This is a genomic window from Pararhodobacter sp., from assembly GCF_036802785.1.
Taxonomy (GTDB): Bacteria; Pseudomonadota; Alphaproteobacteria; order Rhodobacterales; family Rhodobacteraceae; genus Pararhodobacter.
On sequence record NZ_DAIRVN010000048.1, the window covers coordinates 24,049 to 35,376 of the forward strand.

General features: G+C 59.5%; 11 protein-coding genes. 3 read left to right on the top strand and 8 right to left on the bottom strand.

The genetic code is table 11. From position 1 onward, the window contains the following. Positions 1-8 precede the first annotated feature (8 nt). Positions 9-1,076 carry a heat-inducible transcriptional repressor HrcA gene (gene hrcA / locus V7Q53_RS15480; protein ID WP_333829563.1) on the bottom strand — a complete coding sequence of 356 codons (1,068 nt, stop codon included), beginning with the start codon at positions 1,074-1,076 and terminating at the stop codon, positions 9-11. Between the two features lie 115 nt (positions 1,077-1,191). Here hrcA and rph point away from each other — a divergent pair, with 115 nt between their 5' ends. Genes rph through hemW form a run of 3 tightly spaced genes read left to right on the top strand, consistent with a single transcriptional unit; the run spans position 1,192 to position 3,670 of the window. Next, entirely contained in the window at positions 1,192-1,902 is a 711-nt protein-coding gene (gene rph, locus V7Q53_RS15485; protein ID WP_333829564.1) for a ribonuclease PH, read from the top strand. Then, on the top strand, positions 1,899-2,510 hold the full coding sequence (gene rdgB / locus V7Q53_RS15490; RefSeq protein WP_333829575.1) for an RdgB/HAM1 family non-canonical purine NTP pyrophosphatase: 612 nt from the start codon (positions 1,899-1,901) through the stop codon (positions 2,508-2,510). Before rph ends, rdgB begins: the two co-directional genes overlap by 4 nt. Continuing rightward, positions 2,507-3,670, top strand: a complete 1,164-nt coding sequence (gene hemW, locus V7Q53_RS15495; RefSeq protein ID WP_333829565.1) for a radical SAM family heme chaperone HemW — start codon at positions 2,507-2,509, stop codon at positions 3,668-3,670. The genes rdgB and hemW overlap by 4 nt, the downstream gene beginning before the upstream one ends. 6 nt (positions 3,671-3,676) lie before the next feature. Here the strand turns inward: hemW and V7Q53_RS15500 are convergent, their stop codons facing one another. From V7Q53_RS15500 to hemJ, 7 genes are all read right to left on the bottom strand, one after another. Beyond that, a complete protein-coding gene (locus V7Q53_RS15500; RefSeq protein ID WP_333829566.1) occupies positions 3,677-4,588 on the bottom strand; it encodes a ParB/RepB/Spo0J family partition protein in 912 nt (303 codons plus the stop codon). A 15-nt stretch (positions 4,589-4,603) separates the two neighbouring features. Continuing rightward, on the bottom strand, positions 4,604-5,377 hold the full coding sequence (locus tag V7Q53_RS15505; protein ID WP_333829567.1) for a ParA family protein: 774 nt from the start codon (positions 5,375-5,377) through the stop codon (positions 4,604-4,606). 1 nt (position 5,378) lies between these two features. Then, positions 5,379-6,005, bottom strand: coding sequence for a 16S rRNA (guanine(527)-N(7))-methyltransferase RsmG (gene rsmG / locus V7Q53_RS15510; RefSeq protein ID WP_333829568.1), 627 nt, complete (start codon positions 6,003-6,005; stop codon positions 5,379-5,381). Then, positions 5,998-7,866: a tRNA uridine-5-carboxymethylaminomethyl(34) synthesis enzyme MnmG gene (gene mnmG / locus V7Q53_RS15515; RefSeq protein WP_333829569.1), complete on the bottom strand. Its 1,869-nt coding sequence runs from the start codon at positions 7,864-7,866 to the stop codon at positions 5,998-6,000. The genes rsmG and mnmG overlap by 8 nt, the downstream gene beginning before the upstream one ends. Before the next feature lie 12 nt (positions 7,867-7,878). After that, on the bottom strand, positions 7,879-9,159 hold the full coding sequence (mnmE, locus tag V7Q53_RS15520; protein WP_333829570.1) for a tRNA uridine-5-carboxymethylaminomethyl(34) synthesis GTPase MnmE: 1,281 nt from the start codon (positions 9,157-9,159) through the stop codon (positions 7,879-7,881). 13 nt (positions 9,160-9,172) lie between these two features. After that, positions 9,173-10,444, bottom strand: coding sequence for a transcription termination factor Rho (gene rho / locus V7Q53_RS15525; RefSeq protein ID WP_333829571.1), 1,272 nt, complete (start codon positions 10,442-10,444; stop codon positions 9,173-9,175). A gap of 116 nt (positions 10,445-10,560) precedes the next feature. Then, complete coding sequence (hemJ, locus tag V7Q53_RS15530; protein WP_333829572.1) at positions 10,561-10,998, bottom strand: protoporphyrinogen oxidase HemJ; 438 nt, start codon at positions 10,996-10,998, stop codon at positions 10,561-10,563. Between the last annotated feature and the right edge of the window lie 330 nt (positions 10,999-11,328).

Genomic DNA, 11,328 nt, shown 5'->3' on the forward strand with positions numbered 1-11,328 from the left:
TCCTCGGTTCACTCAGATCCCAGATCGCCAAGCATGCGCCCGACAAGCTGGGCCGTGTAATCAACGATCGGCACGATTCGCCCGTAATTCAGCCGCGTCGGGCCGATCACGCCAACCGCGCCGATAATTTTGCGGTCAGCGTTCATATAAGGAGAAACCACCAAAGTGGAACCCGTAAGTGAGAAAAGCTTGTTCTCGGAACCGATAAAAATGCGCACACCTTCGCCGCGCTCGGTCAGCTCCAGAAACTCGGCAATATCGCGCTTGCGCTCAAGATCTTCGAACAACTCGCGGATGCGCGAAAGGCTGTCACCATCGGCCTGCTCAAGCAGATTGGCGCGCCCGCGCACGATCAGGCGTTCGTGCGGCTCTCCCTCATTCTCCCACAGGGCCAGACCGCGCTCAACAAGGCCGGTCGCCAGCGAATCAATCTCTTGCCGGCGGTGGGTGATTTCGGTGCGGATACGGTGCCGCAGCTCACCCAGTGTCAGCCCGTTGGCAAAAGCGTTGAGGAAATTCGCCGCCTCACGCATGGCTGACGGTGTCAGGCCCGGCTCTGGCGTGAAAACGCGGTTTTCCACATGACCATCGGCGAAAACCAGCACCACAAGCGCGCGATCCGAGGAAAGTGACACAAATTCAATATGCTTGATCGCCGCCTCATGCTTTGGCGCCAGCACAAGGCTGGCACCGCGCGTGATGGAGGACAGCGCGTTGCCGACGCGGTCCAGCATGGTCGTCAGATCACGCTCGTTCGAGCCGCGCGTGGCGTCAAGCTTTTCCCGGTCCGAGGCGGTGACAGGGTCAACCTCAAGCAGGCTGTCGACAAAGATGCGCAGACCCTGCTGGGTGGGGATCCGCCCGGCGGAAATATGCGGGCTGCCGAGCAGGCCGAGATACTCAAGGTCCTGCATCACATTGCGAATGGTTGCCGCCGAGACCTTCTCGCTGAAATCCCGCGTCAGCGTGCGCGAGCCCACCGGCGCGCCGGTCTCCAGATAGGATTCGACAACGCGGCGAAACACCTCGCGCGATCGGTCGTTCATTTCCTGCAGGAGCTTGCGTTGTTCCGTCATGACTTTGTTTAAAAGGTTCAGAAATGGTTAGTGTGCATGAGGCGCAGCGTCAATGCGGCTTGCATGTCTGCGACCACGCCCTGTATTTGGGGGCTTTGAGCAAAGGGGACAATCCATGCGGCCATCGCAGCGAAAATTAGATGAACTTCGCCCGGTTTCAATTGAAACCGATGTGATGCGGCATGCCGAAGGTTCGTGCCTGATCAAGATGGGCGGCACGCATGTGCTGTGCACCGCTTCGCTGGAAGACCGCACCCCGCCGTTTCTGAAGAACACCGGCCAGGGCTGGGTTACGGCGGAATACGGGATGCTGCCGCGCGCAACGAATACGCGCAACCGGCGCGAGGCGGCGACAGGCAAACAGACTGGAAGAACCGTTGAAATTCAACGACTTATTGGCCGGTCACTGCGCGCAGGTATTGACCGCGTCGCGCTGGGTGAGCGGCAGATCACCGTCGATTGCGACGTCATTCAGGCAGATGGCGGGACCCGCTGCGCGGCAATTACTGGCGGCTGGGTCGCGCTGCGTATTGCGGTGAACCGCCTGCTGAAAGCCGGGATTCTGACGATTGATCCGATGCTGGACCATGTCGCCGCGGTCTCCTGCGGCTTCTACGCCGGGCAGCCGGTGCTTGACCTTGACTACGCCGAAGACAGCGAAGCCGGGGTGGATGGCAATTTCGTGATGTTGGGTGATCAGCGGCTTATCGAAGTGCAGATGTCTGCCGAGGGCTCGGTCTTTTCGCGCGATCAGATGAATCAGCTCATGGATCTGGCGCAGGCCGGGGTGGAGCAGCTGGTTTCAGCACAAAAAGGCGCGATCTGATGCGCAGGTTCGACGGTGACAAACTTCTGATTGCCACGCATAACGCCGGGAAGCTGGAGGAAATGCAGGCGCTGTTTGCGCCGTCGGGCGTGGCGGTGGTGTCCAGCGGTATGCTGGGCCTGCCTGAGCCAGAGGAGACCGAGAGCACCTTTCTGGGGAACGCGCGGATCAAGGCGCATTCTGCCGCGCGCGCCACGGGGCTGATCGCGCTGGGTGATGACAGCGGGCTTGAGGTGGACGCACTGGGCGGGGAGCCGGGCGTTTATACCGCAAACTGGGCTGAAACGCCGGAGGGGCGCGATTTTGCCATGGCGATGGACAAGGTGCATCAGGCCATTCTCGCCACCGGCACAGCAGAACCCTGGCGCGGCCGCTTCCGCTGCACGCTGGTTCTTGCCTGGCCAGACGGGCATGAGGAGGTGTTTGAGGGCGCCGCCGAGGGGCGGCTGATCTGGCCGGTCCGCGGGGTGCAGGGGCATGGATTTGACCCGATGTTTGTCCCTGAGGGTGAGCAGCGGACCTTTGCCGAGATGCCCCACGACGAAAAGAACCGCATCAGCCACCGGGCGCGCGCGATTTCCGCCCTGATGGCGCATTGTTTCACGTGAAACATTCGACCGACGACTGGCAGAACGGAGGCTTTGGCATCTATGTCCACTGGCCTTTCTGTCAGGCGAAATGCCCCTATTGCGACTTCAACAGCCATGTTTCGCGCAGCATTGACCACGCGCGCTGGGGCCGCGCCTATCTGACAGAGCTTGAACGCCTGCGCGCCATGACGGGTGAGCGCGCGGTGAGGTCCGTCTTCTTTGGCGGCGGCACTCCGTCGCTCATGCCGCCTGATCTGGTCGGGCAAATATTGGAGCGCATTTCGGCGCTCTGGCCACAGGGAAATGACCTTGAGGTGACGCTGGAAGCGAACCCCACCTCCGTTGAAGCCGCACGCTTTCTTGGCTTTCGCGATGCGGGTGTGAACCGGGTTTCCGTAGGAATTCAGGCACTTAACGATACGGACCTGCAACGCTTGGGGCGCCTTCATTCCGTTGCCGAGGCAAGAAAAGCCTTTGACTTGGCCCGCAGCATCTTCTCCCGGGCGAGTTTTGACCTGATCTATGCGCGGCAGCATCAGACGCTTGAGGATTGGCGCGCCGAACTTACAAAAGCCTTGAAAATGGAGGCGGGGCACCTGTCGCTTTACCAGCTGACGATCGAGGATGGCACCGCATTCGGCGACAGGTACCAGCGGGGCAAGCTGGGCGGGCTGCCGGAAGATGATACATCGGCTGACATGTTCCTTCTCACGCAGGAGATGTGCGCGGCGGCCGGGCTGCCCGCCTATGAAATCTCGAATCACGCGCGCGACACGCATGAGGGTCGGCATAATCTGGTGTATTGGCGCTATGGCGACTACCTCGGCGTGGGCCCGGGTGCGCATGGCCGCCTGACATTGAGCGGAACGCGTTGGGCATGTCAGTCAGCCCGGATGCCGAACGCCTGGCTGGAGCAGGTGGAAAGCACCGGCAGCGGCGAAATGCCACGACAGGCGCTTTCCTCGGAAGACCAGGCCGCCGAGTATCTGATGATGAGCCTGCGCCTGCGCGAAGGCAGCAGCCTGAGCCGGTATCAGGCTTTGGCAGGTGCGCCGCTGAACCGTGAAAAACTGGCTGAGCTTCTGGAATCCGGCCATATCTGGTTACAGAATGACCGGATCGGCACCACGAATGAGGGCCGCGTGGTTCTGAATGCCGTTCTTCGCCAGCTTTTGTAACGGCACTCAGCGAACCTGCGACAAAAGCTGGCAGAGCTGATCAAGCTGATCAAGCGTCTTGTAACGGATGATCACCTGCCCCTCGCCCCCCGCACGGTGATCGATCACCACCGACATGCCCAGATTTGCGGAAAGATCGTCTTCCAGCACCTTGGTGTCCGCATCCTTTTCACGCGGCGCGGCGGTCGATTGCGGCTTGCGCGGCTCATGGATTTTGCGGGCGAGGCTTTCGGCCTGACGCACCGTCAACCCGCCCTCAATGACTTTGCGGGCAAGCGCCACGGGGTCCGGCGCGGTGATCAGCGCGCGGGCGTGGCCGACCGACAAATCGCCGGATTCCAGCATCGCGCGCACTTCGTCCGGAAGGTTGAGCAGGCGCAGAAGGTTCGCAATGTAGCTGCGGCTTTTCCCCAGTGCCTCGGCAATCTTCTCCTGAGTATGGCCAAAGCGCTCCATCAGTTGCTTGTAGCCAAAAGCCTCCTCAATCGGGCTGAGTTCGGCGCGCTGAATGTTCTCAACAATCGCTATCTCCAACACTTCCGAGTCGGAAAAGTTTTTGACAATAACCGGAACTTCATGCAGCCGAGCGTTCTGCGCAGCACGCCAGCGGCGCTCACCCGCGACGATCTCAAATTTCCCGGGACCGTCAGGGTCCGGCCGGACGATAAGCGGCTGAATAATGCCCTTCTCGCGGATCGATTCTTCAAGCTCGGACAGGCGCGACGCATCAAAATGTCGCCGCGGCTGATCAGGATTGGGGCGAAGTGCCTCGATCGGAACCGACTGGATGCCCTGCCGCTCAACCGGGGCAGCAGGCTCACTACCCCCGCCCGCGAAACCAATATCCGCACCAACCTCAGCCATCAGGGCCGACAATCCGCGACCAAGCCCACGGCGTTCATTCTTGCGTTCGGTCATTTTCTGTCTCTCCGTTCAGGCCGCGTTATTGGCGAGAAATTCCTTCGCCAGCGCGCGGTAAGCATGCGACCCCTTAGAATCGGAATCATAGGTCAGGGCGGGAAGCGCGAATGAGGGAGCCTCGCTGAGGCGGACATTGCGCGGGATAACCGTTTCAAAAACCAGTGCGCCTAGCGTGTCCCGTGCATCGCGCTCCACCTGCTGCGAAAGATTGTTGCGCTGATCATGCATCGTCAGCAACACTCCCTCAACACGCAAGTCAGGATTGGCCGTTTGCCGGATTTCGCGGATGGTCAGCATCAGCTGCGAAAGACCTTCCAGCGCGAAAAACTCGCTCTGTAGCGGCACCAGAACCGAATGCGCGGCAACCAAAGCATTCACGGTCAGCAGGCTGAGCGAGGGCGGGCAGTCAATGAGGATGAAATCGTAGCCCATGCCGGCCAGATCCGGGTGGCGGACGGCGTCGCGCAGCAGAAAACTGCGCTTGTTGATGTTGAACAACTGCACATCAGACGACGAAAGCTCAGTCGTGGACGGCAAAACATGAACGCCGTCGGTAGAGGTCGGAACAATCACCTCCGCAAGCGTGGCTTCTCCGATCAGGAGGTCATAAACCGTCGCCGCGCGCTGATCGAGTGAAACACCAAGGCCCGTCGAGGCGTTGCCCTGCGGGTCCATATCGATCAGCAACACTTTCTTCCCCTGCTCAGCAAGCGCAGCGGACAGATTGATGGCAGTTGTGGTTTTTGCCACCCCGCCCTTCTGATTGGCTATCGCCACAATCTTCATCTCAAGCACTTCCAGCAATGCGGTGAATCTGCGTGATGCACAGGATCCTCGCCCCTTCGTCTGCGACACTCTCAGCAAGATCCAGCTCGAATGACCAGTTCTTTCGCGCGGCGGCGATCTCAGCCTCATGATTACGCCCTTTGGGCAGCAAAGCCACCCCCGCCGGGTCAAGATGGCGATGAACATAGCCGAGAAGCTTATCCAGCGGTGCGAGCGCCCGGGCAGAAACGGTCTGCGCATTCATCGGGCGCAGCGCCTCAGCACGTGCATTATGTACCTGATAATTCAGCGCAAGTTCGGTGCGGATAACACGCAGGAACGCGGCTTTCCGGGCGTCACTTTCCACGAGTTCAAATTGCAGTTGCGGCGCAAGCTCCTGGGCCACGATAGCAAGAACGACGGCCGGCAGCCCACCGCCCGACCCAAGATCGCACCATTTGTTCCCGGCGTGGCGCAGGCCGAAAAGCTGCGCCGAATCAACGATGTGGCGCCGCCATATGGTGTCGCTGTCCGCGGATGCGATCAGGTTGATCTTCGCAGACCAGCGCGCCAACTGCGCGCAAAAGGCTTCAAGGCGTTCGATTGTTTCACGTGAAACATTCAGGTCCGGAAGTTTCAGATCATGCATGGCTGGCCCGCGCTGCGCCGCCCCTTCGGAGCTTTGCCAAGAGCAGCACAGTCGCAGCTGGCGTCATCCCCTCGATCCGCGCTGCCTGGGAAATGTTCGCTGGCCTATGCGCAGCAAGTTTCTCGCGCAGCTCGCTGGAAAGCCCGGCAATGTCACTGAAGCTAAAGTCAGCAGGAATGTCGATGGATTCATCGCGCTGCAACGAATGAACCTCCGCCATCTGCCGAGCTACATAAGGCGCATAAATCGCCTCGCACTTGAGCTGCGCCAGGTCCTCCGGGGCAGCACCGCGCAGTGACGGATCGATTACCGTAAGATTGCTCTCATCAAAATCACTCAACGCCAGCAGCTCAAACAGGTTTCTGCGCACGCCATTCGCGCTGATTGTCATGCCAAGATCTTGCAGTTGATTCGGCGTAACTGACTGAGATTCCAATGATATCCGCAGAGCAGATAGACGATTCATCTTTTCAGAAAACCCCACCCTCCGCCGCTCCCCGATGCAACCCAGCTCAATGCCACGCGGGGTAAGTCGCTGGTCGGCATTGTCCATCCGCAAAAGAAGCCGGAATTCGGCGCGTGAGGTGAACATCCGGTAAGGTTCATTGACGCCGCGACTGCAAAGATCATCCAGCATCACGCCGATATAGCTGTCACTACGTGAAAACTTAGCCTCTTCAAGCCCAAGCGCGGCGGCCGCGGCATTGAGCCCGGCAACCAGACCCTGCGCCGCCGCTTCCTCATAACCCGTGGTTCCGTTGATCTGTCCCGCCAGATAGAGGCCCTTCAACGCGCGGGATTCAAGCGTCTGCAGCAGGCCGCGCGGGTCATGAAAATCATATTCGATCGCGTAGCCATATTGCAGGATCTCAACCTGCTCCAGCCCCGCTATGGTGCGGATGAACGCGTCCTGAACCTGACGCGGAAGTGATGTGGAGATACCATTGGGATAGACCGTGTCGTCATCAAGCCCCTCTGGCTCAAGGAAAACATTATGCGAATCCTTGTCCGCAAAGCGCGTTATCTTGTCCTCGACCGAGGGGCAATAGCGAGGCCCGACACCCGTGATATTGCCAGAGCGCATAGCGGAACGATGGAGATTTTCCTGAATGATATCATGTGTTTCACGGTTCGTTTGTGTGACACCACAAGCAATCTGACGGGCCACAGGCGCGCGGTTGAGGAATGAAAGCATAACGGGGCTCTCATCGCCCTCCTGCCGCCCGATACGATCCCAGTCGATAGTGCGGGCGCTCAGCCGTGCCGGGGTTCCCGTCTTGAGACGCCCCGTTGCAAGCGCTGTCTCGGCCAGACGCGCGCCAAGCCGAACCGACGCAGGGGCGCCGTGCCGCCCAGCCGGGATGCGCTCTTCTCCGATATGAATCTCACCGCGGAGGAACGTGCCCGATGTCAGGATAACCGCAGGCGCGAGAATGCGCGCGCCATCGGCTGTTTCAACGCCCACCACGCGATCTGCCTCAAGCACAAGGTCGGTGACTTCGGCCTCAATGATCTCGATGCCCGGCGTCTCAGTGGTGAACGCTTTCACAAAACTCCGGTAACGCTTCCGGTCCGCCTGCGTGCGGGGGCCCTGCACCGCCGGGCCGCGCGACCGGTTGAGCAGACGAAACTGGATGCCCGCGTAATCTGCCGCCAGCCCCATGACACCATCCAAGGCGTCAATTTCGCGCACCAGATGACCCTTACCCAAGCCGCCAATCGCCGGATTACACGACATGACGCCCAGATCGTCAGCGCTGAAGGTGACAAGCGCCGTCCTCGCACCACGGCGAGTCGCGGCATGCGCGGCTTCTACACCCGCGTGTCCGGCGCCGACAACGATGACGTCAAATTGTTTCACGTGAAACACTCCTCACTTGCCGATGCAGAACGATGCAAAGATTCGGCCCAGCACATCCTCTACATCAATACGCCCGATGATACCGTCAAGGCAACCAATCGACGCACGGATATCGGCCGAGATAAATTCCCACCCCGTCTCGCCCTGTTCAAGCGCAACGAGCCCGGCAGCAAGATGAGTCTCAGCCTTGCGCAGCTTATCAAAATGCCGCTCCCTCGAAAATACCGAAGAACCGGCAACCCTTTCAGCGAGCCGCGCTTCAATCTGGGCTACAAGCGCACCAAGTCCCTGCCCCGTTTTCCCCGAAATCCCTGGCAGCTTCCAAAGATCCGCCTTGGAAAGCAGCACGATATCCTGCCCGTTGAACGGGTTAACCTCCTGATCCGGATCGATTTTCAGATAGACCCGCAAGTCTGCGGCCTCCGCGCGGCGTTGGCCCCGGTCAATGCCAATCTTCTCAACCTCATCATCCGTCTCACGCAAGCCAGCCGTGTCAATCAGCGTGACAGGAAGGCCGCCGATATCCATCCGCACCTCGATCACGTCGCGCGTGGTGCCGGCGCGCTCGGATGTTATCGCGGCTTCGCGGCCTGCAAGGGCGTTCAGCAAGGTGGACTTCCCGGCATTCACCGCCCCCACGATAGCAACCTCAAACCCTTCGCGGATGCGTTCAGAGGCAGCGCTGCCCGTTATCTCCCGCGCAATCGCCGCTTGCACGCGCAGCAATGGCTGCCGGATATGCGATGACAGATCGGCAGGAATCTCTTCATCGGAAAAGTCGATGGCAGCTTCCAGCATCGCAACGGATTGCAGCAGATCGTCGCGCCAACCCTCCAGAAGCCGGGCGGCGGTGCCATCAAAGATTCGCTGGGCAAGCTTACGCTGCGCCTCTGTCTCAGCCTCCAGCAGATCGGCAAGGCCCTCCACCTCGGTCAGTGAAAGCTTGCCTGCTTCAAAGGCGCGGCGCGTGAACTCTCCGGCCTCTGCGGCGCGAACACCTTGAATTTGCAGAATTTCACGAATGAGTGCGGCAATAATGGCCGGGCTTCCATGGGTCTGAAATTCAACCACCCGTTCGCCGGTGAAACTGCCGCCCGCGTCAAACGCCAGAACCAGCGCCTCGTCGATGACCTCCCCGTCGCTGTCGCGCAACCGACAGAGCGCGGCGCGGCGCGGGGCTGGAACCGTGCCCGAAATCTGCGCGCAAACCTCCCACGCCAGTGGGCCCGAGACCCGGACAACCGCCACTCCGGCGCGTCCCCGCGCCGTGGCCAATGCAACGATCGTGTCCATGGTCAGGCGAGGGTCAGGTGTTCATGGATGAGAAGAAATCGGCGTTCGATTTGGTCTGCTTCATCTTGGACAGAAGGAAATCAATCGCCTCGGTTGTGCCCATCGGGTTCATGATCCGGCGCAGCAGGAAGGTCTTGTTCAGGTCGGTACGATCGACCAGCAGCTCTTCCTTGCGGGTGCCGGATTTCAGAATGTCGATGGCCGGGAACACCCGCTTGTCCGCAACCTTGCGGTCAAGAACGATCTCGGAGTTGCCGGTGCCTTTGAATTCTTCGAAGATAACCTCGTCCATCCGGCTGCCCGTATCAATAAGCGCCGTAGCGATGATGGTGAGGGAGCCACCCTCCTCGATGTTGCGCGCCGCACCAAAGAAGCGCTTGGGGCGTTGCAGGGCGTTCGCATCAACGCCGCCGGTCAGCACCTTCCCCGACGAGGGCACAACGGTGTTGAACGCGCGGCCCAGGCGCGTGATCGAATCCAGCAGGATCACCACATCGCGCTTGTGCTCAACCAGCCGCTTGGCCTTTTCAATCACCATCTCGGCAACCGCGACGTGGCGCGAGGCGGGCTCGTCAAAGGTTGAAGACACAACCTCGCCCTTCACGCTGCGCTGCATGTCGGTAACCTCTTCCGGGCGCTCATCAATCAGCAGAACGATGAGGTAGCATTCCGGGTGGTTGCTGGCGATGGAATGCGCAATATTCTGCATCAGCACGGTTTTACCCGTCCGCGGCGGGGCGACGATCAGGGCACGTTGCCCCTTGCCCAGCGGCGCGACAATGTCGATCACGCGTGCCGAGCGGTCCTTGATGGTAGGGTCTTCGATTTCCATGTTCAGCCGCTCATCCGGATAAAGCGGCGTCAGGTTGTCGAAATGCACCTTGTGACGCGCCTTTTCGGGGTCATCAAAGTTGATCTGCGCAACCTTCGTCAGTGCGAAATAGCGCTCATTCTCAGCCGGGGCCTGAATGACCCCCTCCACCGTATCGCCGGTCCGCATCGAAAACTGGCGGATCATCTCTGGCGAGACATAGATATCGTCAGGGCCGGAAAGATAGTTGGCCTCGGTGGAGCGCAAGAAGCCAAAGCCATCCTGCAGCACTTCCAGAACGCCATCGCCTGACACTTCCCAGCCTTCTTCAGCGCGCTCTTTCAGGATCGAGAACATCATCTCGCCCTTGCGCATGGAAGACGCGTTTTCGATCTCCAGCTCTTCGGCCATCGCCAGCAGCGCCGCAGGCGTCTGGGCTTTAAGATCAGCAAGATTCAAACGATCCATGGTCATGGAACGACCTCCCGGGCACTGGAGTGCCATATCATCAAGAATTCATAGGAAAGCACGCATGCCGGACGGCACGGTTGGAAGGGCCATACGATGAATGCGCGCCGGAGTCAACGCGATCAGAACTTGATGACCACCGACAGCACAATAACCACCATCAGCACGGTCGGCACTTCGTTCATCATTCGGAACTGGCGACCGGTTACCGTGCTGGTGCCAGCGAGAAGATTTTTGCGCTGACGGGCAAGCCACATGTGAAACGCGCTCATTGCCAGAATACCCGCAAGCTTGGTCCAGACCCATGGCGCGCTGAAGTCCAGCACACCCGGCGTCATGGCCAGCAGCAGACCGAACAGCCATGTGGAAATCATTGCCGGGTTCATGATCACGCGCAGAAGCTTTTCTTCCATCATCACCAGCGTCTTAGCCGGTTCAGACGGCCCTTCACGTTCAACGTGATAGACGTAGAGCCTGGGCAGATAGAACAGCCCCGCCATCCAGGCGATGACTGACATGATATGAAACGCCTTGATCCAGAGATACCATTCAACCAGCATGTCTCACCTGCCCTTCGCCTACTTCTATTATATAAATGTATATATAAGGGAAGTGGTTGTAGTAGGGGCAGGGGATATCGGGATTAGTATTTTGTCCACAGAGACATGAACAGCGTAACTCTGTGAATCTGGTCCCTATTGGTGGTAAAAAATGTTGTTTATCAAATAGATAGTTTGGAAGAAATGCTGCGTCGCCGTTGACGGAAGAATTTACCCACACCGCCGGTGCCCTGTTCATCCACCGTGGATAACCCAGCCGCGCGCCTTGACAATCCGGCCGGGAAAAGAGGATTCATCCAAAACGGCCATTTTCCACGAAACCCCACCCAC

Excerpts from the sequence above, each read along its gene's own strand:
- hrcA (WP_333829563.1), bottom strand. The coding sequence starts at position 1,076 with ATGACGGAACAACGCAAGCTCCTGCAGGAAATGAACGACCGATCGCGC.
- rph (WP_333829564.1), top strand. The coding sequence starts at position 1,192 with ATGCGGCCATCGCAGCGAAAATTAGATGAACTTCGCCCGGTTTCAATT.
- V7Q53_RS15500 (WP_333829566.1), bottom strand. The coding sequence starts at position 4,588 with ATGACCGAACGCAAGAATGAACGCCGTGGGCTTGGTCGCGGATTGTCG.
- V7Q53_RS15505 (WP_333829567.1), bottom strand. The coding sequence starts at position 5,377 with ATGAAGATTGTGGCGATAGCCAATCAGAAGGGCGGGGTGGCAAAAACC.
- rsmG (WP_333829568.1), bottom strand. The coding sequence starts at position 6,005 with ATGCATGATCTGAAACTTCCGGACCTGAATGTTTCACGTGAAACAATC.
- mnmE (WP_333829570.1), bottom strand. The coding sequence starts at position 9,159 with ATGGACACGATCGTTGCATTGGCCACGGCGCGGGGACGCGCCGGAGTG.
- rho (WP_333829571.1), bottom strand. The coding sequence starts at position 10,444 with ATGACCATGGATCGTTTGAATCTTGCTGATCTTAAAGCCCAGACGCCT.
- hemJ (WP_333829572.1), bottom strand. The coding sequence starts at position 10,998 with ATGCTGGTTGAATGGTATCTCTGGATCAAGGCGTTTCATATCATGTCA.